The 22,383-nt window shown below is 72.9% G+C and carries 22 protein-coding genes; 5 read left to right on the forward strand and 17 right to left on the reverse strand.

All coding sequences use genetic code 11. From position 1 onward, the window contains the following. From ACT3TZ_RS01065 to ACT3TZ_RS01095, 7 genes are all read right to left on the reverse strand, one after another. On the reverse strand, positions 1–633 hold the full coding sequence (locus ACT3TZ_RS01065) for a response regulator transcription factor (RefSeq protein ID WP_444581536.1): 633 nt from the start codon (positions 631–633) through the stop codon (positions 1–3). A 99-nt stretch (positions 634–732) separates the two neighbouring features. Then, a complete protein-coding gene (gene mutM, locus ACT3TZ_RS01070) occupies positions 733–1,698 on the reverse strand; it encodes a bifunctional DNA-formamidopyrimidine glycosylase/DNA-(apurinic or apyrimidinic site) lyase (RefSeq protein WP_444581537.1) in 966 nt (321 codons plus the stop codon). A gap of 3 nt (positions 1,699–1,701) precedes the next feature. Further along, positions 1,702–2,454: a ribonuclease III gene (gene rnc / locus ACT3TZ_RS01075; protein ID WP_444581538.1), complete on the reverse strand. Its 753-nt coding sequence runs from the start codon at positions 2,452–2,454 to the stop codon at positions 1,702–1,704. Continuing rightward, complete coding sequence (locus ACT3TZ_RS01080) at positions 2,451–3,071, reverse strand: YceD family protein (RefSeq protein ID WP_444581539.1); 621 nt, start codon at positions 3,069–3,071, stop codon at positions 2,451–2,453. The genes rnc and ACT3TZ_RS01080 overlap by 4 nt, the downstream gene beginning before the upstream one ends. A gap of 39 nt (positions 3,072–3,110) precedes the next feature. Further along, complete coding sequence (gene coaD / locus ACT3TZ_RS01085) at positions 3,111–3,626, reverse strand: pantetheine-phosphate adenylyltransferase (RefSeq protein ID WP_444581540.1); 516 nt, start codon at positions 3,624–3,626, stop codon at positions 3,111–3,113. Then, on the reverse strand, positions 3,623–4,312 hold the full coding sequence (locus ACT3TZ_RS01090) for an RsmD family RNA methyltransferase (RefSeq protein ID WP_444581541.1): 690 nt from the start codon (positions 4,310–4,312) through the stop codon (positions 3,623–3,625). The genes coaD and ACT3TZ_RS01090 overlap by 4 nt, the downstream gene beginning before the upstream one ends. A gap of 6 nt (positions 4,313–4,318) precedes the next feature. Further along, the gene (locus ACT3TZ_RS01095; protein WP_444581542.1) at positions 4,319–6,559 is read right to left on the reverse strand and encodes an ATP-dependent DNA helicase RecG; all 2,241 of its coding nucleotides are present in this window, start codon (positions 6,557–6,559) and stop codon (positions 4,319–4,321) included. 368 nt (positions 6,560–6,927) lie between these two features. Between ACT3TZ_RS01095 and rpmB the strand changes: the two genes are divergently transcribed. Together rpmB and ACT3TZ_RS01105 are read left to right on the forward strand one after the other, a co-directional pair. After that, entirely contained in the window at positions 6,928–7,122 is a 195-nt protein-coding gene (gene rpmB, locus ACT3TZ_RS01100; RefSeq protein WP_444581543.1) for a 50S ribosomal protein L28, read from the forward strand. A 43-nt stretch (positions 7,123–7,165) separates the two neighbouring features. Next, on the forward strand, positions 7,166–7,900 hold the full coding sequence (locus ACT3TZ_RS01105) for an HAD family hydrolase (protein ID WP_444581544.1): 735 nt from the start codon (positions 7,166–7,168) through the stop codon (positions 7,898–7,900). Positions 7,901–8,006: 106 nt separating this feature from the next. Here the strand turns inward: ACT3TZ_RS01105 and ACT3TZ_RS01110 are convergent, their stop codons facing one another. Further along, positions 8,007–9,071, reverse strand: a complete 1,065-nt coding sequence (locus tag ACT3TZ_RS01110) for an NAD(P)-dependent alcohol dehydrogenase (RefSeq protein ID WP_444581545.1) — start codon at positions 9,069–9,071, stop codon at positions 8,007–8,009. A 201-nt stretch (positions 9,072–9,272) separates the two neighbouring features. Here ACT3TZ_RS01110 and ACT3TZ_RS01115 point away from each other — a divergent pair, with 201 nt between their 5' ends. After that, positions 9,273–11,519 carry a potassium transporter Kup gene (locus tag ACT3TZ_RS01115; protein ID WP_444581546.1) on the forward strand — a complete coding sequence of 749 codons (2,247 nt, stop codon included), beginning with the start codon at positions 9,273–9,275 and terminating at the stop codon, positions 11,517–11,519. Between the two features lie 28 nt (positions 11,520–11,547). On the opposite strand, the gene thiL is transcribed toward ACT3TZ_RS01115, so the two are convergent. Both thiL and ACT3TZ_RS01125 read right to left on the reverse strand, forming a co-directional pair. After that, positions 11,548–12,531, reverse strand: a complete 984-nt coding sequence (gene thiL, locus ACT3TZ_RS01120; RefSeq protein ID WP_444581547.1) for a thiamine-phosphate kinase — start codon at positions 12,529–12,531, stop codon at positions 11,548–11,550. Positions 12,532–12,888: 357 nt separating this feature from the next. Continuing rightward, on the reverse strand, positions 12,889–13,281 hold the full coding sequence (locus ACT3TZ_RS01125) for a Fur family transcriptional regulator (protein WP_444581548.1): 393 nt from the start codon (positions 13,279–13,281) through the stop codon (positions 12,889–12,891). Between the two features lie 92 nt (positions 13,282–13,373). On the opposite strand from ACT3TZ_RS01125, the gene ACT3TZ_RS01130 reads away from it, so the two are divergent. After that, positions 13,374–13,880 (forward strand): DUF3515 family protein, encoded by a 507-nt coding sequence (locus ACT3TZ_RS01130; protein ID WP_444581549.1) that lies wholly within the window; start codon positions 13,374–13,376, stop codon positions 13,878–13,880. A 33-nt stretch (positions 13,881–13,913) separates the two neighbouring features. Here ACT3TZ_RS01130 and ACT3TZ_RS01135 read toward each other — a convergent pair whose 3' ends face one another. From ACT3TZ_RS01135 to leuC, 7 genes are all read right to left on the reverse strand, one after another. After that, complete coding sequence (locus tag ACT3TZ_RS01135) at positions 13,914–14,852, reverse strand: hypothetical protein (protein ID WP_444581550.1); 939 nt, start codon at positions 14,850–14,852, stop codon at positions 13,914–13,916. A 209-nt stretch (positions 14,853–15,061) separates the two neighbouring features. Next, positions 15,062–16,177 carry a D-alanine--D-alanine ligase family protein gene (locus tag ACT3TZ_RS01140; protein ID WP_444581551.1) on the reverse strand — a complete coding sequence of 372 codons (1,116 nt, stop codon included), beginning with the start codon at positions 16,175–16,177 and terminating at the stop codon, positions 15,062–15,064. A 13-nt stretch (positions 16,178–16,190) separates the two neighbouring features. Further along, positions 16,191–17,225 carry an NAD(P)H-dependent glycerol-3-phosphate dehydrogenase gene (locus ACT3TZ_RS01145; RefSeq protein ID WP_444581552.1) on the reverse strand — a complete coding sequence of 345 codons (1,035 nt, stop codon included), beginning with the start codon at positions 17,223–17,225 and terminating at the stop codon, positions 16,191–16,193. Positions 17,226–17,235: 10 nt separating this feature from the next. Next, positions 17,236–17,811, reverse strand: coding sequence for a hypothetical protein (locus ACT3TZ_RS01150; RefSeq protein WP_444581553.1), 576 nt, complete (start codon positions 17,809–17,811; stop codon positions 17,236–17,238). 7 nt (positions 17,812–17,818) lie between these two features. Further along, positions 17,819–19,144 carry a UDP-N-acetylglucosamine 1-carboxyvinyltransferase gene (gene murA, locus ACT3TZ_RS01155; protein WP_444581554.1) on the reverse strand — a complete coding sequence of 442 codons (1,326 nt, stop codon included), beginning with the start codon at positions 19,142–19,144 and terminating at the stop codon, positions 17,819–17,821. A gap of 151 nt (positions 19,145–19,295) precedes the next feature. Then, positions 19,296–19,910 (reverse strand): 3-isopropylmalate dehydratase small subunit, encoded by a 615-nt coding sequence (leuD, locus tag ACT3TZ_RS01160; protein WP_444581555.1) that lies wholly within the window; start codon positions 19,908–19,910, stop codon positions 19,296–19,298. A gap of 15 nt (positions 19,911–19,925) precedes the next feature. Continuing rightward, positions 19,926–21,371, reverse strand: a complete 1,446-nt coding sequence (gene leuC, locus ACT3TZ_RS01165; RefSeq protein ID WP_444581556.1) for a 3-isopropylmalate dehydratase large subunit — start codon at positions 21,369–21,371, stop codon at positions 19,926–19,928. 193 nt (positions 21,372–21,564) lie between these two features. Between leuC and ACT3TZ_RS01170 the strand changes: the two genes are divergently transcribed. Further along, on the forward strand, positions 21,565–22,311 hold the full coding sequence (locus tag ACT3TZ_RS01170; protein WP_444581557.1) for an IclR family transcriptional regulator: 747 nt from the start codon (positions 21,565–21,567) through the stop codon (positions 22,309–22,311). The last annotated feature ends 72 nt before the right edge of the window (positions 22,312–22,383 follow it).

Here is a 22,383-nt window from a genome sequence, read left to right on the forward strand (position 1 = left end):
CTACTTCCAGTCGGCGCGCCGCCGTGCTGCCTCGCGAGCCGCGACCTGGGTGCGGCGTTGCAGGCCCAGCGTGTGCAGGATCGTCGTGATGCGGTTCTTGACGGTCTTCTCGGCCACGCCGAGCTGCTCGGCGATCTGCCGATTGGTGCAGCCGTCGCCGATCAGGGCGACGATCCGGCGGTCCGTCGGGGACAGCTCCTCCCCCTCGTCGTGCTCGACCTCCAGCGGCCACACGGTGCGCCCCGCCGCGACCTGCTCGATCGCCTCGACGATGTCCTTGGACCGTGCGGACTTCAGCACCATCCCGCGGGCACCGGCGGCGCGGGACTCCGCCCGCGCGGACTCGTCGTCGAAGGACGTGAGCACCAGCATCGTCTGCTCCGGGGCCACCTCCCGGGCGCGCCGCATGACGTCGATCCCGGTGCCGTCGGGCAGCTGCAGGTCCACCACCAGGACGTCCGGGCGGATCGCCGGGAGGCGACGCGTGGCCTCCTCGACGCTCGCGGCCTCGCCCACCACCGTGAGGGTGGGGTGGGCGTCGATGAGGGTGACGATCCCTCGACGCACGATCTCGTGGTCGTCGACGATCATGACCCGGACGACGGGTCGCTGGGGCTCGGACGGGTGGCTCATGGGGGTGACCTCGTGGTTCGGAGGGAGGACTCGCGGGGGCGCGGCGGCGGAGGAGCATCGGCCGGACTGCGGCGGCTGCCGGCCGTGCTGGGCTCGATGCTATCCGGGCAGCCCTGCGTGCGTCCTCGGACCGCGCTGACAGCGGGGGCACGAGAAGCAGGACCGCCCCTGCCTCTGCACGCGCCGGATGGACGTGCTGCAGCGCGGGCAGGGCAGGCCCTCGCGCCCGTACGCGGCGAGCGAGCGCGCGAAGTACCCGCTGCGCCCGTCGACGTTGACATACAGCGCATCGAAGCTCGTCCCGCCGACCTCCAGGGCACGGAGCATGACCTCCCGGCACGCCTCGAGGATGCGTCTCGCGCGCACCTGGGACAGATCCTCACCGGGAGTGTCGTGGTGGGCACGGGCCGCCCACAGCGCCTCGTCGGCGTAGATGTTGCCGATCCCGCTGACGAGGTCCTGGGCAAGCAGGAGGCTCTTGATCGGCGCTCGGCGGGTGCGCAGCGAGCGGGCAAGGCGCGGCAGGTCCGTCGCCGGGTCCAGCACGTCCCGCGCGATGTGCGCGGCCGAGGCGGGCAGCAGCGCATCGGGGCTGCCCTCCCCCGCCGCATGTCCGTCCGGGGCAGCGACCAGGGGCGAGAGCCAGAGCCCGCCGAACAGCCGCTGGTCGAGGAAGTCGACGACGGTGCCGTCGTCCAGCATGAGGCTCGCCCGACGGTGGCGCAACGGATCGGAGGTGGGGCCCTCGTGGGCCGCACCGGCGGTGCTCACCGACTCCAGCGCGGGCGAGCGCACGCGCAGCTGCCCGCTCATCCCCAGGTGGGTGACCAGCGCATGCCCGGCATCGGAGCCGTCGGCGTCCAGCAGGCGCCACCACAGGAACTTGCCACGCCGTACGAGCGGGCCGATCCGGGCACCGTCGAGCAGCGCGGAGAAGGCCGTCGGGCCGCCCTCCTGGCGGCGCACCGTACGGGCGTCGAGGACCTCGGTGGCCACGATGGTGCGGCCGGTGACGTGCGGGATCAGCCCGCGACGGACCACCTCGACCTCGGGGAGCTCGGGCACGCCTCAGCCTCGGGGCAGCAGGGACTCGCCGCGCTCGGCGAGGACGGCGCGGACGGCGCCCTGCGCGGCGGCGAGCTCCGCGTCCTTCTTGGAGCCGCCCTGCCCGGTCGCGGTGACGACGCCCTCGACCGAGGCGGTCGCCGCGTAGACCTTGGCGTGCTCGGGGCCGGTGGACTCGATCACGTACACCGGGACGGTGCCCGACGCCGCGGCGATCTCCTGCAGGCGGGTCTTGAAGTCGTAGCCCGCCTCGAGCATCTCGTCGGAGTCCAGCAGCGGGGCCATCACGGCCAGGACGTACGCGCGGGAGGCCTGCTCGCCGAGCGCCAGATGGACGGCGCCGATGACCGCCTCCATGGTGTCGGCGAGGATCGAGGACTTCTCGCGGCCGCCCGAGAGGTCCTCGCCGCGTCCCAGACGCACGAACGATCCCAGCTCGAGCCGGTGGCCGATCAGCGCGAGGGCGCGGGTGTTGACGATCGCGGCGCGGCGCGTCGCGAGGTCCCCCTCGGCCAGCGTCGGGTGCTGGGCGTAGAGCTCCTCGGTGACGGCGAGGCCGAGCACCGAGTCGCCCAGGAACTCCAGGCGCTCGTTGTGCGGGGTGCCCTCGTGCTCGTAGGCGAAGGACCGGTGGGTCAGTGCGAGCTCCAGCAGGCCGGTGGCCCGGAGCTGGTTGCCCTGCTCCTCCGTGAGCGGCAGCCGCGCGAGGAGCGCGGCGGGGTCCGCCGCCTCCCGTCCGCCCTTGCGGCGGTTCACCGGTCCGACCCGGAGGCGCCGCGCGGATCGGACCCCGGCACCTCCTGGTCCTCGGTGCCGGGCTCCTCGAAGAAGCTGGCGAGCGCGGCGAAGCGGTCGTCGATGACGTCGTGGTGGTGGTCGGGGTCGTCCTCGAGCCGGGCGCCGCACTGGGCGCACAGCCCCGGGCAGTCAGGCCGGCACAGAGGACGCGAGGGGATCGCGAGCACGAGCGCGTCGTAGACGAGGGGGCCGAGGTCCACGGCGTCGCCCTCGAGCAGGACGACCTCCTCGCGGTCCTCCTCGGACATGTCGTGGGGGACCTTCTCGGGGTACGTGAAGAGCTCGTCGAAGCGGACGTCGAGGTCCTGCTCGATCGGGTCGAGGCACCGGGAGCACTCGCCGGCGACATGGGTGCTGGCGTTCCCGCCCGCATAGATGCCCTCGACGACGGACTCGAGGGAGCCCTCGAGGGCCAGCTCGGTGCCCGCGGGGATCCACAGGGCGGCCGGGGCGCCGTCGGGCGCATCGACGGTCACGGTGCGGGAGATGTCGCGGTGGGCGCCGGGACGGCCGATGAGGTCGACGGCGTCGAACCGGAGGTCGGGCAGGTGGGTGGGGGTCGCGGTGTCGCTCACCCGGCCAGGATACGGCTCCGGGTCCTGCCGCCTGCGGTCTCAGCCCCGGTGTTCGCGCTCGGCGAGCGCGGCGGACAGCGCGACGCGTGCGGAGGGCGGGAGCATGTCGTCCACGTCACCTCCCAGGGCCGCGACCTCCCGCACGAGCGAGGAGGAGATGTGGGCCAGTGCCGCATCGGTGAGCAGGAAGACGGTGTCGATCCCCGCGAGGTGGGCGTTCATGCGCGCCATCGACTCCTCGTAGGCGAGGTCCGCCTGGGAGCGGAACCCGCGCACGACCGCCCCGGCTCCCACCTCGCGGCAGAAGTCGACGAGGAGCCCGCGCGGCAGGGGACGGACCTCGACGCGGTCGCGGAGCGTCGGGTCGCCGTCGGTCGCGGCGAGCGTCTCCTCGATGACCGCGCGGCGGGCGTCCAGATCCAGCAGCCCGGACTTGGCGGGGTTGTGGGAGACGGCCACGATCACCCGGTCCGCCAGCGCCGCGGCGCGACGCACGAGGTCCAGGTGCCCCAGCGTGAAGGGATCGAAGGATCCGGGCAGGACGACGGTGCTCATGGGTTCTCCCCCGGGTCGGTCGACAGTCGGGTCTCGGTGGCGGGCCCGGAGGCGGGGGCTGTCGCCGACTCGGAGGTCGGAACAGTGGCCGGCGCCGTGGCCTGCTGCGCCGCGAGGGGACCGCCGTAGTGGATGCGCGTCTCCCCGTAGGTGCGGTCGCCGTCGTCGGCGAACCCCGCGGGCCAGCGCGGCGGATCGGTGCGCGAGGACCGCTCGATGACGACCACGGCGTCCTCGGACAGCGCCGGGGCCAAGGTGGCGACCAGCTGCTCGATCCGCGGTGTCGGGACGTCGTAGGGCGGGTCGATGAGCACGAGGCCGAAGGCCGCCGCCCCGGCGGCGAGCACCTCGTCGACGAGCCTCGGGACCACGGTCTCGACCTGGGCGCAGCGGACATCGGCCCTCCCCGCGAGACCGAGGTCACCGGCCGTGCGGGTGATCTGCTGGGCGGTGCGGGCGTGCGCCTCGACGAGCACGGCGGATTCCGCTCCGCGGGACAGCGCCTCGAAGGCCAGCGCGCCGGTCCCGGCGTAGAGGTCGAGCACCCGACGCCCGGCGAGGGCCTCCCAGCCCTGCAGACGGGAGAACACCGCTTCGCGGACGCGGTCGCTGGTGGGGCGGGTGCGGGACCCGGGCGGCCCGGGGACGGTGCGGCCTCCCAGGGCACCGGCGATGATGCGCGGCATGGTCCCTCAGCTCCTCTCGACGTCCGGATCGGCGTCCTGCAGGCGGCGGTCGACCGCCGCGGCGAGCGCGGGGTGGCGGTCGAGATCGGGGTCGGCGGCGACGACCGCGAGCGCCGCGGTGCGCGCGTCCTCGATCATCCTGACATCTCGCAGCACGTCGAGGTGACGCAGGGTGCGGTGCAGACCCGACTGCTCGGTCCCGACGAGGTCCCCGACCCCGCGCCGCTCGAGGTCGAGCTGGGCCAGCGCGAAGCCGTCCGTCGTCGCGGCGACCCGGGTCAGATGCTCCACGGGCTCCGTCCCCGGGGTCAGACGGGTGTCGAAGAACGCGATCCCCGGGTGCTCCCCGCGGCCCACCCGGCCGCGGAGCTGATGGAGCTGGGAGACGCCGAAGCGCTCGGCGTCCAGCACCACGAGGGCGGTGGCGTCCGGGACGTCGACCCCCACCTCGATGACCGTGGTGGCCACCAGCAGGTCGAGCTCCCCGGCGGCGAGCTGCTCCATGGCCCGCTGCTTCTCCGGGCCGGGCATCCGGCCGTGGAGGGTGCCGATCCGCACCCCCGCCAGGACGGGGTCGGCGCGCAGGGCCGCGGCGGTCTGCTCGACACCGCGCGGCGCGGGCAGCAGGTCCCGGTCCTCGGGCGGCTCGGGGCCCGCGTCCTGGAGACCGCTGCCCTCGGAGCGGCCCGTCCCGCCGTCCTCGTCGATCCGCGCGCACACGACGAAGGCACGGTGCCCGGCGTCGATCTCCTCACGGACGCGCTGCCACATGCGGCGCACCCAGACCTGGCTCTGCTCCGGGACCACATGGCTGACCACTCCGGCCCGACGCGCCGGGGACTCGTGCAGGGTGAGCACGTCGAGGTCCCCCACCACCGCCAGCGCCGCGCTGCGCGGGATCGGGGTCGCGGTCATGACGATCACGTGGGGACTCGTGCCCTCGGCCCCACGGCTGCGGAGGCGGCGCCGGTGGTCCACCCCGAAGCGGTGCTGCTCGTCGATCACCACGAGCCCGAGGGCCGCGAACTCGACGCTCTCGGTGAGCAGGGCGTGGGTGCCGACGACGATCCCGGCGGCTCCCGAGGTCACGTCCAGCAGGGTCTCGCGCCGGTCCTGGACGCGCTGGGATCCCGTCAGCAGGCGGACGGCGGTCGCCTCCGGCTCGGCGTCGAGGCGTCCGGCGCGCCCGAGGCCGCCGAGGAGGTCCCCGATGGTGCGGGCGTGCTGCTCGGCGAGGACCTCGGTGGGAGCCAGGAGCGCCGCCTGGTACCCGGAGTCCACGGCCCGGAGCATGGCCCGGAGGGCGACGAGCGTCTTGCCCGAGCCGACGTCGCCCTGGAGGAGCACGCTGGTGGGGGTGTCGCGCGAGACCAGCTCGGCGATCCGGGAGCCGACCTCGTCCTGCCCGGCGGTGGGCGTGAACGGCAGACGCCCCTCGAGGAGCACCTGCAAAGGCCCGTCGGCGCGCAGCGCCGGCGCCGCGGTGAGCTCGTCGGCCGCGCGGCGCTGCGCGAAGATCGTCTGCAGGACGAAGGCCTCCTCGAAGGCGAGGTGCCCCATGCCGGGCGCGATCTCCTGCTCGGTGCTCGGCGCGTGGATCCCGCGCAGGGCCACGGGCAGCGGCGAGAGGTGCCGGGCGGCGAGCACCTCGGCGGGCACGACATCGGGGACCTCCTCGACGTGCTCGAGCGCGGACGCGAAGGCATGACGCATGCCCTTGAGCTTGACGCTGCCGCGCAGGGGATACACGGGTAGGGGGCGCATGGCCTCGGCGAGGGTGACCTCCCCCTCGCCGTCGCCGAGGACGAGGTAGTCCGGGTGGACGATCTGCCGCTCCTCGCGATGCAGACCGACCGTCCCGGAGACGCGGATCCGCGCTCCGAGGACCAGTCGCGTCCGGTGCCACTGCACCAGGTGCGGGCGGGCGAGGAAGAAGGTGAGCGTGAGCTGGTCGGTGCCGTCGCCGACCGTCACCAGGAGGATGCTCCCGGGACGATTCCTCATGGAGCGCTCGCGGACGCCCTCGACCGTGACCACCGCGGAGATCTCCTCTCCCTCGTGGAGCTCCTGGAGGGTGCGGAGCGGCCCGGGGACGACGTACCGGCGCGGCGGGATGCGCAGCATCTCCCCGAGATCGTGGGCGCCGAGCTTCCGCACCGCGGCGAGCTCGGGGGCCGACAGGATCTCCCCGAGCGCGACGGGGCCTCGGGTCGACGGGACGGCGCCGGCTGCCGGACGCTCGGTCATGGTCACCTCCGTGGATCCTCGCCGTGCGGGCGGGCTCGTCGTGGGCAGGTCAGGGACGGTCGTGGGGACGTCGTGGGAGGGTGGACGGCGGGACGGTCTCATCGTGCCATCGACCTCCGACCGACGACGCCCGCCGTGCACCGCGAGGCTGTGGTCGGTTCCACAGGACCCGACGGCGCCCACGCCGCGACCCTCCGCGACGATGAGATATGATCCTTCAGTTGCCTTGCGCGCCGGAGACCCTGGGTCACCGACGGTGCCCGCCGCACACCGTGTCCGTACGCGGTGTCGACGAGATGCCGCCGCGGTCCTCACGGACCACGGGTCGCGGGGCCGAACCCCAGGAACCGACTTCTCAGGAGAACATCGTGGCTTCTACGTGTGACCTCTGCGCCAAGGGCCCGAGCTTCGGCAAGAGCGTGTCCCATTCGCACCGCCGCACCTCGCGCCGCTGGAACCCCAACATCCAGACCGTGCGCACCACCATCGGCGGCACCCCCACGCGCCTCAGCGTCTGCACCTCGTGCCTCAAGGCCGGCAAGGTCCAGCAGATCAACGCCTGATCGCCGCGTCCGCGCCCTGCGCGCCGGTTCGAGGACGATCATCGTGACACCCGGAACGGGCCCCTCCGCCATGGAGGGGCCCGTTCCGTCGTCGCACGGCGAGGCCCCGCGGGCGCCCGGCGCGAGCCCGGCGTCCGTGCCGTCGCACCGCCTGGACTCCGCGACCATCCGCGACCTGGCGCCCGAGGTCGTCGTGAGCGATCTCGACGGCGTGCTGCGCGTGTTCGACCCCGCGCTGTGGACCCGCCTGGCCCGACGCATCGGCCTTCCGCCGCAGGAGATCTTCCGCGCCGTGCTCGGCAACCCCCTGCTGCACGAGGTGACCCGCGGTCGCGCCACCCATGCGCAGTGGCGGTCCCGCGCCCAGCACGACCTCGTCGCCCTGGGCGTCAGCGCGCACGATGCCCGGTGGGCCGTCGACACCTGGGCGGCGACCCCCGCTCGGGTCGACGCCGACGTCGTGTCCGCGCTCCGCGAGGCCCGGGACCGCGGGATCCCCGTCTTCGTGTTCACCAACGGCACGGATCGTGTGCGGGAGGAGGTCTCCGAGCTCGGCCTGGACGACCTCACCGGTCCTGATGGCACCCATCTCCTGAACTCCGCGGAGCTGGGCGCCGCCAAGCCCGACCGCGAGGCCTTCGTCGCGGCCCACCGCCGCATCGAGCAGGTGCTCGGCCGCCCGGTGCCCCGAGACGGCGTCGCCTTCTTCGACGACAGCCGCTCGCACGTCGAGGGAGCCCGCGCCTTCGGCTGGACGGCCGTGCTCCACCGGCCCTGACGCCCGGCTCGGAGCCGCTCGGCATGACCCTGATCCCCGCCGAACAGCGGTGAGGGGCTGTCGATCGTATCGACAGCCCCTCACCGCTGTGATCTCGTGCGCGTGGTCAGACGGCGACGGGCGCGCCCTCGAAGGTGGACGTGTCGATCACGGCACGGAAGTACACCTCGCCGTCGACCACACGGTCGTACGTCGCGTCCACCTCGTCGATCCCGACGGTCTCGATCTGGGCACCGAAACCGTGCTCGGCGCAGAAGTCGAGCATCTCCTGCGTCTCGGCGATGCCGCCGATGTTCGAGCCCGCGATGACCTTGGCGCCGCCGATGATCGAGCGGAAGTGCAGCGGCTGCGCGCTCGGCGGAAGGCCGACGACGGCCATGACGCCGTGGGGCTTGAGCAGCGAGAGGTACTTCTCGAGCGGGACGTCGGCGCTGATCGTGTTGAGGATGAGGTCGAACTCCCCCCGGTGGTCCGCGAAGAACCCGTCCTCGGACGTGGACAGCATGCGCGCGGCCCCCAGGTCGATCGCGAGCTGCTCCTTCTTGAGCGAGCGGGACAGCACGGTGACGTCGGCGCCCTGGGCGGCGGCGATCTGGACGCCCATGTGGCCGAGCCCGCCGAGGCCCAGCACGGCGACCTTCCTGCCCGGACCCGCGCCCCATCGGGCCAGCGGCGCGTAGGTCGTGATCCCGGCGCACAGCAGCGGGGCGGCGATGTCGAAGTCGAGCGCATCGGGGATGCGGCACACGAAACGCTCGGAGACGACGACCTTCTGGGCGTACCCGCCCTGGGTGATGCTGCCGTCGACGTCCTGGGAGTTGTAGGTGCCCACATTGCCGTTCAGGCAGTCCTGCTCCTGCCCGGCGCGGCACTGCTCGCACTCGCCGCACGAGTCGACCATGCAGCCCACGCCCACCCGGTCGCCGACCTTCCAGTCGGTCACGGCCTCGCCGACCGCGGAGACGACGCCCGCGATCTCGTGGCCGACGGTCAGGGGGAAGTGCGCCTGGCCCCATTCGTTGCGGATCGTGTGGATGTCGCTGTGGCAGATCCCGGCGGCCCTGATGTCGATGACGACATCATCGGCACGCGGGTCCCGCCGCTCGATCTCGGCGACGCGGAACGGCTGATCCGGTCCTGTCTTCTGGAGCGCCTTGACGGTGAAGGGCATGAGGTCTCCTCCTCGGGTGACGTCGATACACCGCCACTGTACGGCGCGGGCCCGACGAGCTCCTGACCACCCTGGGGACCTCTCGGTCCGGACCACGGCCGATCGCCGTCGTCCACGGCACCCCGCCCACCGACACCATGTGCCACGGATCATCGGCGCGCTGCCTCCGCGCGAGGGGCGGCGGTGGCATGATCATCCGTCGTGACCGAGAACTCGGGCAGCGCCACGACCCCCGGGCCCCAGGACCCGACCGCCGACGGCACCCCCCTCCCCTCCCCCTCCGACACCGCAGCCGCGGACGCCGACCTCCCGGACGACGCATCCTCGGACCCCTCGCCGACGGCACCGGGAGCCGCCGAGCCGCCCCATGCCGGCCCGCACGACCGGGCGACCGCGGGAACGCGCGAAGGGACGAACGCCACAGGGCACTCGACCCCCGGCTCTCCGGCCCACGACGCCCTGGTCCAGCACCACGCGGTGTGCGACCTCCCACCGCTCGAGGTCGACGGCGGCACCGAGACCAACACGGCGGGCAAGCCCGTGCTGGGCCCCGACGGCCGTCCGCGCCGTCGACGCCCCGTCGCGGCCCTGATGCTCGGAGCGATGGGCGTCGTGTTCGGCGACATCGGGACGAGCCCCCTCTACTCCCTGCAGACCGTGTTCAGCGTCCACCACAACGCCGTCGCCCCGACCGAGAGCGACGTCCTGGGCGTCATCTCCATGGTGACGTGGTGCCTCATGCTCATCGTGTCCTTCACCTACGTCGGCGTCATCATGCGCGCCGACAACCAGGGCGAGGGCGGCATCCTCTCCCTCGCGGCGCTCATCCGCCGCAAGCTCGGTCCCACGTCCCACCAGGCGGGGATCGCCGTGATCCTCGCGGTGATCGGGGCGGCCCTCTTCTACGGGGACTCGCTCATCACCCCGGCGATCTCCGTGCTGTCGGCCTTCGAGGGCCTCGAGGTGATCGAGCAGTCACTGGCGACCTACGTCGTCCCCGCGGCGGTCGTGGTCCTCACCCTGCTGTTCCTCGTCCAGCGCTGGGGCACGGGGACGATCGGCAAGGCCTTCGGGCCCGTGATGATGCTGTGGTTCGTGGTGATCGCCGTGCTCGGCCTGCCGCATCTGATCGCCGAGCCGTCGATCCTGCGGGCCGTCTCCCCCACCTACGCGCTGGCCTTCGCGCTGGATCATCCGATCGTCGCCTTCATCGCGATGGGCGCCGTCGTCCTCGCCGTCACGGGCGCCGAGGCGCTCTATGCCGACATGGGCCACTTCGGCCGCCGTCCGATCGCGCTGGCCTGGTTCACGCTGATCCTGCCGAGCCTCCTGCTGTGCTACTACGGCCAGGGCGCGATGATCCTGAAGGACCCGCGGACCGTCGACAACCCGTTCTTCCACCTGGCCCCGGACTGGGCGCGGATCCCGCTGGTCGTGCTCGCGACCCTCGCGACCGTGATCGCCTCCCAGGCGGTCATCTCCGGCGCCTTCTCGGTGTCGCGCCAGGCCATCCGGTCCTCGCTCCTGCCGCGCCTGCGGATCATGCAGACCTCCCGGCACCACGGCGGGCAGATCTATGTGCCGGTCGTCAACGTCATCCTTTTCCTGGGCGTCCTGGCGCTCGTCCTGACGTTCGGGTCCTCGGAGTCGCTGGCCTCGGCCTACGGCCTGTCGGTGACCGGCACCCTGCTGCTGGAGCTCTCGCTGTTCCTGCTGCTGGCGCTGCGCGTCTGGGCCTGGCCGCTGTGGCGGGTCGTGCTCATGGCCGTCGTCATCGGCGGCGTGGAGCTCGCCCTGTTCGGGGCGAACGTCGTCAAGATCGCCTCGGGCGGCTGGCTGCCGCTGGTGATCGCCGGCATCGCGATGACGCTGATGTTCACCTGGAAGCGGGGCTCGAAGATCATGTTCGGCCGCCGCCGGGAGATGGAGGGGCCGATCGACGAGTTCGTGAGGGCCGTCCACGCCAAGAACCTGCCGCGCGTCCCGGGCCTGGCCGTCTACCCCCATGGGGACCCGACCACCACTCCCCTGGCCCTGCGCACCAACGTCGAGTACAACCAGGTGGTCCACGAGCACGTCGTGATCATCACCGTCAAGAGCATCGGCGTGCCCCACGTGCGCCGCGAGGCCCGGGTCAGCGTCTCGGACCTCGGTGACGACTCCGACGGGATCGTGCACGTGATGTACCGGATCGGCTTCAACGACTCCCAGGACATCCCCCGGGCGCTGCGCCTCGCGGTGGGCTGCTCCAAGGAGCTGGACATCGATCCGGACGAGGCGTTCTACATGCTCTCGGTGTTCCGCATCGAGCCCGGTCAGGACCGGTGCATGCCGCGGTGGCAGAAGGGCCTGTTCCGCCTGCTCGAGAAGTTCTCCGCCAACCGCACCCAGGTGCTGCACCTGCCGCAGAACCGCACGACCGTGATGGGGGCCGAGGCGGAGCTGTGATCCCGCGTCCCCGGACCGCTCGGCGACCTCAGGCGAAGTGGTCGAATCCGGCGCCCTCGATGCGCCCGCCGTCCAGCAGCACCTCCGCCCCGGCACCGTCGGCCAGGGCCCCACAGGTCCCGATCCGCCGGAAGCCCGGCGGGACCTCGTCGGCCGGGAAGGTCGCGAGCATCGCGTGCTCCTCCCCGCCGTGCAGCACCCAGGTCCACGGGTCCGCTCCCAGCGCGGCGCCGGCGTCCGCGAGCTGCGCCACGTCGTGGGCGAGCACATCGCGCTCGAGATCGATCGTCACGCCCGATGCCGTCGCGAGCCGGCGCCCGTCCCGCACCAGCCCGTCCGAGATGTCGAGCATGGCGGTCGCGATCGCCGTGCCGTCGGCGCGCCGGGCGGCGGTCCAGCCGAGGGAGAGGTCGGGGTCCGGGGCGTCGTGCCAGGCGACGAGGTCCCGCGCGCCCGTCTCGCGGTCACGCTCGGCGAGGATCCAGGCCAGACCCGCCGCCGAACGCCCCAGCGACGGGCTGCCGACGGCGAGCACGTCCCCGGCGCGTGCTCCCGAGCGCAGGATCGGCGCCTGCCCCTCCCGGAGCTGACCGAGGGCGGTGACCGTCACCGAGAGGGCGTCCGCCGCCCCGAGGTCCCCGCCGACCACGCTCGCGCCGTCGCGCTCGGCGCGCGCGGCCAGCCCCGCGCTCAGGTCTTCGAGGAATGCGACCTCCGTGCTGCCGGGGGCGCTCACGCTGACCACGAGGGCCACGGGATGTGCTCCCATCGCGGCGATGTCGGCGAGGTTCTGCACGGCCGCCTTGCGCCCGATGCGCGCCCCGGTGGTGGCGCGCAGCAGGAAGTCGTGGTCCTGGGTGAGGGTGTCGGTGGTGACGACCACCCGGGGTGAGGCCAGCCGGACGACGGCCGCGTCATCGCCGGGTCCCACCTCGACGGCAGGGGGCCGGGTCAGGGCGGGGACGATGCGGGTCAGCAGCCCGGACTCGGTGAGGTGGGCGATCCTGGTCACGAGGTCACTCTGCCAGACGGCACCGGTTCCGACGGGCCCAGGCCGGACCTCCCGCCTGGGCCGGTCGGGGACCTCGGTTCCGGAGCGCACCCCGGCCTGCCCGGATCAGGGCCGGGAGCTCCGCGCGTCGCGACCGCGGAAGGGTCCTCCGAAGGGCACCCCGAGGGGACAGACGTCCGCCGTGCCCACGGTCACCAGGAGCAGGCCGACGGCGACGAGGGCCACGATCCCGAGCACGGATCCGCCCAGGAGAGCTGCGGCGATGCCTGCGGCCCGCCGCGGACGGCGATGACTCCACGATGGGCCCTGATGGCGGCACCCTAGTGCGAATCGTTCACCTTCGTCAATCATTCGCACCTAGGGAGCGGGCGGTTCTCCGGCTCTCGGGACCTCACGGCAGATCGCGCAGGTCCCCCGCACCACCAGGCCGTCGTCCACGAGATGCGTGCCGAGCTGCTCCTGGATCGCCTCACGAGCCTCCGCGGGGATCTCGATGTCGACCACGATGCCGCAGACCCGGCAGACGAAGTGGTCGTGCGTCTCCGCACGCGCATCGAAGATGGCGCCGCGCCCATCGTGCGGGACGGAGCCGATCTCGCCGCGCTCGAGGAGCCGTGCCGTGATCCGGTGCAGGGAGGTCAGCGACAGCTCGGGCAGGACATCGCCCAGCTCCGCGTGCAGCTCGCTGTTGGTGGCGTGCCCGAGATGCTCGAGGGCAGCACGCACCCTTCTCGTCTGGACGGTCGACATGCAGCGAGTCTGATCCGGCCGTCACCGGATCACAAGTTCGCGCGGGCCCGGGCAGGCGAGGGACGGGCGAGAATGCGCGCTAGGCTCGTCCGGTGATCCCCCCATCGCCCGCTCCGCACCGTCGCAGGGCCGCGGCGCTCGCGGCGGGGATCTGCGCCGCCGGGATCCTGTCCGCCTGCGGGGCCGTCACCGTGCCGCCCGGGCCCGACGCCGCCGACCCCGCCTGCGCCCCGATCATCCAGAACGCACCGGACGACCTGCTGGGTCAGCCGCGCCAGGAGACGTCGAGCCAAGGGACGATCGCCTGGGGGACCGGGGCGGACACCATCGTCCTGCGCTGCGGCGTCACGCCGCCCGGGCCCACCACGGACCTGTGCACACGGATCGCCGATGCCACCGGCATCTCGGTCGACTGGATCGTCCACGAGAAGGACGGGCTCGTCACCTTCACGACCTTCGGCCGGGTCCCGGCGATCGACGTGACCGTCCCGCGGTCCGCCGCGCCCGATCAGCCCTCGGCGGCCGTGCTCGACATGACGCGGACCGTCTCGGCGATCCCGGCGACCCAGGAGTGCCTGGGACCCGGCGACTCCGCCTGAGCTGCGCCGGGCGCCGGGCCCGCCGCCCGATCATCACGTCGCGGTGTAGCCGTGGACCGTGGACACCGTGAACGCATGTCCCCCGTAGGTGCACGTCACGCCGGCCGCCTGGTCGACCGTGCAGGCTCCGCCGCGCGCGTAGAGCACCTCGCCGTAGGCCAGGGTCAGGGGGGTCCGTCCGTCGATGTAGTTCAGGGCCCAGTCCCCGGAGTAGTAGGCCTCGGCGGCGCCGCCGTCGATGATGCTGATGGCCGTGGCCGTGCCGCGGCCTCCCGGCTGCTCGACGTCCGTGCCCGGGATGCCCGTGGAGTCGATCACGTAGCAGTACGCCCCGGAGGGGACGCCGTCCTCCGGCTGCGGGTTGTCCACGAGCCCGCAGTACCAGGAGCCGCTCGGGCTCGTGAAGCCCCAGATGACCTCCCGGGCGCCGCCGCCCTCGGTGGCGACGTCGGTCGGCTTGCGGATCGATCCCTGGGCCGGGAGCACGGCCCGCGCGTCGATCGTCATGAGCGCGACGCCGTCCTTCTGGCACCAGGAGCTGTAGGTGTCGGGCTCGTAGCCCATCTTGGCGTAGAGGATCGGCTCGCAGGCCCAGCCCTGCACCGTCTCGGGGCTGCCAGGACGCCCGCCCGGGGCGATGTCCTCGGTGTTCTCGTAGTCCGAGACGATCTCGTTCGCGGTGCGGCAGTCGGTGGACCCCTGGGCGACCACGACGTCACATCCCTCGTGCTCGCCGCTCCGGGTGCCCACGGGCGCCTGCTGGTTCGGAGGAGCCTTCGACGAGTCGCCGCCGTCGCCCGAGGCCCCACCGCCGTCCGACGAGGACTCCCCACCCGCGGTGACTCGCCCAGGAGGCTCCGCCAGACCGCACCCGGCGACCGCGCCGAGCAGGATCACGAGCCCCGCGCATGCCCGCGCCAGGATCGTGCGCCCGGCACCTCCCTCGCCCGTGGCGTCAGCTGTGCCCCGCATCTCCATGCTCCCCGCGCTCCCCTCCGTCGTGATGTCCCTCACCCTATGGGCTGGGTCCGACGGACGCGGCACACACGGACCCGGGCGCCTCTGGCCCGACAGCGCCCGTGATCCGACGGCGCCCAGGATCCGGCTGCGCCCGCCACCGGCAGCGACCCTGATCCGGCACCTCCGGCGGTGCGACGCCGGAGGGAGACCCGGCGTGCCGGTCAGCGCAGGCCGATGCGCCGCGCCCGCGCCAGCTCGATGAGCTCGGCGATGAGGTCGGGGTAGGCGAGCCCCATCGACTCCCACAGGACGGGGTACATCGAGAACGGGGTGAAGCCGGGCATCGTGTTGACCTCGTTGACGATCACCTCGCCGGCCTCGGTCACGAACACGTCGACCCGGGCCAGACCTTCGAGGCCCAGCGCGCGGAAGGCGCGGGCCGCGACCTCGCGCACCGCGGCGATCGCCGGCTCGGGCAGCCGCGCGGGGACCTGGATCTCGACGGTGCCCTTGCCGAAGTACTTCGACTCGTAGTCGTAGAAGTCGAGATCGTCCCCCACCACCACCTCGCCGGGGACGGTGGTGCGCACCGCGCCGCCCGGGCGGGCGTCCAGCACGCCGCACTCGACCTCGCGGCCCACCACGGCCTGCTCCACGAGGATCCTGGGATCCTCCGCGAACGCCGTCTTGAGCGCCTGCTCGAGCTGGGAGGGGTCGGTGACCCGGGAGACGCCCAGGCTCGACCCGGCCCGGGCGGGTTTGACGAACCAGGGCAGCGTCACCGCGTCCTGCACCCGCCGCGCCACGCCCTCGGGGTCCGCGGCCCATGCGTCCTCGCGGATGGTCAGACCCTTCGCGGTGCGGATCCCGGCGGTCTCGAGAGCCGCCTTGGTGGCGGTCTTGTCCATGCAGGTCGCCGACGCCAGGACCCCCGAGCCGACGTACGGGATGTCCAGGAGGTCCAGCAGGCCCTGGACGGTGCCGTCCTCGCCGTAGGGGCCGTGGAGCAGCGGCAGCACGACGTCGATCTCGGCGAGCGGCTCGACCCGTCCGTCGCGCACGGTGCGCAGGAGGCTGCGCGTGCCGGGGCGGTGCACCGCGGCGGGCAGCAGCACCTCGACGCCGTCCGCGGGGACCTCGGGGGCGCGCCCGTCGCGGAGCTTCCAGTCCTCGGGGTCGGTCGAGGCCAGGACGTACCGGCCCTCGCGGGTGATGCCGACGGCCACGACGTCGTAGGCGTCCCGGTCGATCGCGGAGAGGAAGCCGCCCGCGGTGACGCACGAGATGCCGTGCTCGCCGCTGCGGCCGCCGAACAGGAGGGCGACGGTCGTGGTCATGGATAGACCCTAATCACTCCGGCCGCACCGACCGCGCAAGCAGTGCCGCCGTGACCTCGCGGATGTCCCGCCCGTGGTCCACGACGTCGACGACCCCCGCGGTGATGGGCATGTCGATCCCCAGCCTGCCCGCGAGCGAGGCGACCGCCCGCGCGGTGGGCACGCCCTCGGCGGTCTGCCCCACCGCGGCGGTCGCCGCCTCGACGTCCAGCCCGGAGCCGAGCGCGGCGCCGAGCCGGTGGTTGCGCGAGAGCGGCGAGGCGCACGTGGCCACGAGATCGCCCAGCCCGGCGAGTCCCGCGAAGGTCTGGGGGTCCGCGCCGAGTGCCGTGCCCAGCCGGGTGATCTCGGCGAGGCCGCGGGTGATGAGGCTGGCGCGGGCGTTGTCGCCGAGGCCCAGGCCCGCCGCGGCCCCCACGGCGATGGCGATGACGTTCTTGACGGCCCCGGCGATCTCGACGCCGACGACGTCGGTGGACGTGTAGGCGCGGAAGGCGGGGCCCGCGCACCACAGGGCGATCTCGTGGGCGAGGGCCTCGTCGTGAGCGGCGACGACCGCGGCGCACGGCTCCTCGGCGGCGATCTCCGCGGAGAGGTTGGGGCCCGACAGCACGGCGACCTTCGCGGTGTCCACGCCGCCGTCCTCGATGATCACCTGGCTCATCCGGCGGTCGCTGCCCCGTTCGATCCCCTTGATGAGGGACAGCACCGGGACGTCCGGCAGCGCGGCGGCCCCCGGGGAGCCGGCACGGAGCCCGGCGAGGTTCTGCGCGAGCGTCTGGGCGGGCACGGCCAGCACGACGCCGTCGGCGCCCTCAAGGGCCTCCTGGGCATCGGCGGTCGCGGTGAGCGCGGCGGGCAGCTCCCGTTCGCCGAGGTACGCCGTGTTGCGGTGGTGCTCGGTGATGTCCTGCACCACCTCGGGCCGGCGAGCCCACAGCGTCACGTCGGCGCCCGCACGGGCGAGCACGAGCGCGAACGTGGTGCCCCAGCTCCCGGCGCCGAGCACGGCGATCCGACGGCCGCCGGTGCGCGCGTGGCTCGTCATCGGGTGCGGATCAGTGCCGGGGGCCGCGGGACAGGGCGCGGCGCGCGGCCTGGCCGACGATCCCCCGGCGCGGGATCTCGCCGTCGGCCACGCCGCGCCGGCGGATGGTGGTCGGGGCACGTCGCGCGAGCGTGTTGACGGCCGCGGCGTGCAGCACCCGTCGCGGCGCGAAGGCGATCCGACCGCGGAGGGAGAGGAACTGGACGGCGGTGGTGACCTGCAGGAGCCGTCCCCCGGGCAGCAGGGCCACCCCGATCCGGATCCGGAGGTTCTCGTCGTCGTCGACGATCAGCGCCTCGGCGCCCCGCACCTCGTCGGTCACGTACTCCTTGGCGGGCGGGGGCACCATGTCGAACAGCCGCACGGCCTCGTCCCGCAGCGCCGTGATCCCCCGCTTGGTCAGCGGCACGTTCTCGTGGGAGAAGATCGCCTCGGCCCACACCCGGGGATCGGACTCCGTGACGCCGCGCGTCGGGACGATGACCACGTCGCAGTAGTCGGGCACGGGGATGTCCCGCAGGGCGAGGGAGGTCGCCGGGGTGGGGACCACATCGTGTCCCTCGTCGAGTGGGATCTGCTCGGTCATGGGGCGCTCAGTCCTCCCAGTAGTCGGCCCCGAGCGCCGAGAGCTTGCTGCGGAAGCTCTCGTAGCCGCGGTCGATGAGGTCGATGCCGTGGATCTGCGAGACGCCCTCGGCTCCGAGCGCCGCGATGAGATAGGAGAACCCACCCCGGAGGTCGGGCACGGTGATCTCCGCGGCGTGCAGCGCCTTGGGGCCGGAGATGACGGCGGAGTGGTTGAAGTTGCGGCGGCCGAACCGGCAGCGCGAGCCGCCCAGGCACTCGCGGTACACCTGGATCCGCGCGCCCATCTGGTTGAGCGCCTCGGTGAAGCCGAGCCGGTTCTCGTACACCGTCTCGTGGACGATCGAGATGCCCTCGGCCTGGGTCAGCGCCACGATGAGCGGCTGCTGCCAATCGGTCATGAACCCGGGGTGGACGTCGGTCTCGACGGCCACGGAGCGCAGCGGCGTACCCGGGTGGAAGAAGCGGATCCCGTCGTCCCGGATGTCCATGCCCGCACCGACCTTGCGCATGACGTTGAGGAACGTGGACATGGGCTTCTGCTGGGCTCCGCGGACGAAGACGTCGCCCTGGGTCACGAGCGCGGCGCAGGCCCAGCTCGCGGCCTCGATGCGGTCCGGCAGCGCCACGTGGGCGTAGCCGCCCAGGCGCTCGACGCCCTCGATCGTGATGGTGCGGTCCGTCTGCACCGAGATGAGAGCGCCCATCTTCTGCAGCACGTCGATGAGGTCCTCGATCTCCGGCTCGACGGCGGCATTGGTCAGCTCGGTGATGCCCTCGGCGCGCACGGCCGTCAGCAGGACCTGCTCGGTCGCGCCGACGCTGGGGTACTCGAGGTGGATCTTGGCGCCGCGCAGGCCGCTCGGGGCCGTGATGTAGATGCCCATCTCGCGCTTGTCGACGACGGCGCCGAAGTTGCGCAGCACGTCGAGGTGGTAGTTGATCGGGCGATCGCCGATCCGGCAGCCGCCGAGGTCGGGGATGATCGCCTCGCCGAGGCGGTGCAGGAGGGGCCCGCAGAACAGGATCGGGATGCGCGAGCTGCCCGCGTGGGCGTCGATGTCCACGACGTGCGCGCGCTCGACGTTCGAGGGGTCCATGCGGATCTCGCCGGCCTCGACGTCGCGATCGATCTTGACGCCGTGGATCGCCAGGAGGTCTCCCACGATCTGCACGTCGCGGATGTCCGGCACCGAGTGCAGCACGCTCGGCTCGTCCCCGAGGAGAGCCGCCACCATCGCCTTGGAGACGAGGTTCTTGGCGCCGCGCACGGTGATCTCCCCCTGCAGGGGGCGACCGCCGCGGACATGGAAGATCGAGCTGGGTGAGGTCATGGTGTCCTTGCCGGGTCCTGGATCTGACGGCCCGCGCCCAGGGTCGGCACGGACCTGCTCACCATACCGGAGCGGTGCCCGGCGTCCCTGGGGTGCGCACGACGGGCGTGCCCTCTCGGGAGGATCGTGCCGGTCACGTGCGACCGGGTGCTCAGGACTCCGTGTCCGCCGTCCGCACCGGGAGGGTGCGGGGCATCCAGCGGGGCCGCGTGGCCTCGAAGGCGTCGATGTCGTCCTCGTGGCGCAGGGTGAGGCCGATGTCGTCCAGGCCCTCCATGATCCGCCAGCGCGTGTAGTCGTCGATGTCGAACCGCAGCACGGCATCGGCCGCCCGCACCTGCCGCTCGACGAGGTCCACGGTCACCTCGGTGCCGGGGTGCTCCTCGAGGATCTTCCAGAGCTGCTCGATGTCGTCCTGGGCCAGCTGCGCCGCGACGAGGCCCTGCTTGCCGGCGTTGCCCCGGAAGATGTCGGCGAAGCGGCTCGCGAGGACCGCCTGGAAGCCGTAGTCGCGCAGGGCCCAGACGGCGTGCTCGCGCGAGCTGCCGGTGCCGAAGTCGGGTCCGGCCACCAGGACGCTGCCCCGGGAGTACGGCTCGCGGTTGAGCACGAACTCGGGGTCGGTGCGCCAGGCGGAGAAGAGGCCGTCCTCGAAGCCCGTCTTGGTGACGCGCTTGAGGTAGACGGCGGGGATGATCTGGTCGGTGTCGACGTTGCTGCGGCGCAGCGGGACGCCGATCCCGGTGTGGGTGGTGAAGGCGTGCACAGGTGGCTCCTCGGGTCAGGCCGTCGCACGGGCGGCGGGGACGGCGTCCAGGGCGGGGTCCGCGAGGTCGCCCGGCGAGGCGAGGGTCCCGCGCACGGCGGTCGCGGCGGCGACCACCGGGGACACGAGGTGCGTGCGGCCGCCCTTGCCCTGGCGTCCCTCGAAGTTGCGGTTGGACGTCGAGGCGGCACGCTCCCCGGGGGCGAGCTGATCGGGGTTCATGCCCAGGCACATCGAGCACCCGGCCTGACGCCACTCGGCGCCGAACTCGAGGATGTCGCGGTCCAGGCCCTCCTTCTCGGCCTGCAGGCGCACCCGGGCCGAGCCCGGGACGACCATGACGCGCACGTCCGGGTGCTTGCGGCGTCCGCGGATCACGTCGACGAAGGCCCGCAGGTCCTCGATGCGTCCGTTGGTGCACGAGCCCATGAAGACCGTGTCGACGCGGATGTCCTTCAGCGGCGTGCCGGGGACGAGGTCCATGTACCGCAGGGCGTTCTCGGCGGCGACCCGCGAGGTGTCGTCGGTGAAGTCCTCGGGCGCCGGGACCGTCGCCGACAGCGGCAGGCCCTGACCGGGGTTGGTGCCCCAGGTGACGAAGGGCTCGAGCTCGTCGGCGTCGATGTGGACCTCGGCGTCGAAGGTCGCGTCGTCATCGGTGCGCAGTGTGCGCCAGTAGGCGACGGCCTCGTCCCAGTCCTCGCCGCGGGGGGCGTGCGGGCGGCCCTGGACGTACTCGAAGGTCGTCTCGTCCGGCGCGATCATGCCGGCACGGGCACCGGCCTCGATCGACATGTTGCAGATCGTCATGCGCCCCTCCATGGAGAGGGAGCGGATGGCCTCGCCGCGGTACTCCAGCACATAGCCCGCTCCCCCGCCGGTGCCGATCTGCGCGATCACGGCCAGGATGATGTCCTTGGCGGTGACGCCGGACCGCAGGGTGCCGTCGACGGTGATGGACATGGTGCGGAAGGGCTTGAGCGGGAGCGTCTGGGTGGCCAGCACGTGCTCGACCTCGCTCGTGCCGATCCCGAAGGCCAGCGCGCCGAAGGCCCCGTGGGTGGACGTGTGCGAATCGCCGCAGACGACGGTGATGCCCGGCATCGTGAGCCCGAGCTGCGGGCCGACGACGTGCACGATCCCCTGCTCCTTGTCGCCCAGGGAGTGGATGCGCACGCCGAACTCCTCGGCGTTGCGACGCAGGGTGTCGATCTGGGTCCGGCTCGTGAGGTCGGCGATCGGCTTGTCGATGTCGATCGTCGGGGTGTTGTGGTCCTCGGTCGCGATGGTCTGGTCCAGGCGCCGCAGGGGGCGGTTCTCCTGACGCAGGCCGTCGAAGGCCTGGGGGCTCGTCACCTCGTGCAGGAGCTGGAGGTCGATGTAGAGGAGATCGGGCTCGTTGCCCTCGCCGTGGCGCACCACGTGATCGGCCCAGACCTTCTCCGCGAGCGTGCTCGCCATCCCCGTCATCTCCTTCGTGCGGGACGTCGCGGGCGGGGTCTCCGCCGTGACGTCCTGTGATCGCTGTGGCACCCCGGAGACCGCCTCCGGGGTGCTCCCCGGGACGCGCGGGGCGAACCGTGCCCGTCCATGGTCGGCGTGTCCACACTGCGATGCACTTGCGTCTCATCGTTCAAGACGCGAAGATCAAGGCATGAACGACATCCAGACCGACGACTCGGATCAGGGCGGAAGCGGGGTCGGGGTCCTGGACAAGGCCGCGACCGTGCTCGGCGCCCTCGAGGCCGGGCCCGCCACCCTCGCGCAGCTGGTGCAGTCCACCGGGCTCGCGCGGCCCACCGCGCACCGCCTCGCCGTCGCCCTCGAGCACCACCGCCTGGTCGCACGGGACATGCAGGGACGGTTCGTCCTGGGCGCGCGTCTGGGTGAGCTCGCCGCGGCGGCCGGCGAGGACCGCCTGCTGGCGGCCGCGGGCCCTGTGCTCGCGGCGCTGCGCGACCACACGGGCGAATCGGCACAGCTCTACCGCCGCCAGGGCGAGCACCGGATCTGCGTGGCCGCTGCCGAGCGTCCGATCGGCCTGCGCGACTCCGTCCCGCTCGGCGCGACCCTGACCATGAAGGCGGGATCCGCGGCCCAGATCCTCCTGGCCTGGGAGGAGCCCGACCGCCTCCACCGCGGGTTGCACGGCGCGCGCTTCACCGCCACCATGCTCTCGGCCGTGCGTCGGCGCGGCTGGGCCCAGTCGATCGGCGAGCGGGAGAGCGGCGTCGGCTCGGTGTCGGCGCCCGTGCGCGGCCCCAACGGCCGGGTCGTCGCGGCGCTCAGCGTCTCGGGCCCCATCGAGCGCATCACCCGGCAGCCGGGGCGCCTGCACGCGGCCTCGGTGATCTCCTCGGCCAACCATCTCACCGAGGTGCTGCGCCGCGCGGCGGTCTGACCGCTCACATCCCGTGGACACGCGGGGCATCTCGTTGACCGTTGCGTCCACGCGGCGTGGACCTGTCCGCAG

Source organism: Brachybacterium sp. AOP25-B2-12, assembly GCF_052378625.1.
Classification (GTDB): domain Bacteria; phylum Actinomycetota; class Actinomycetes; order Actinomycetales; family Dermabacteraceae; genus Brachybacterium.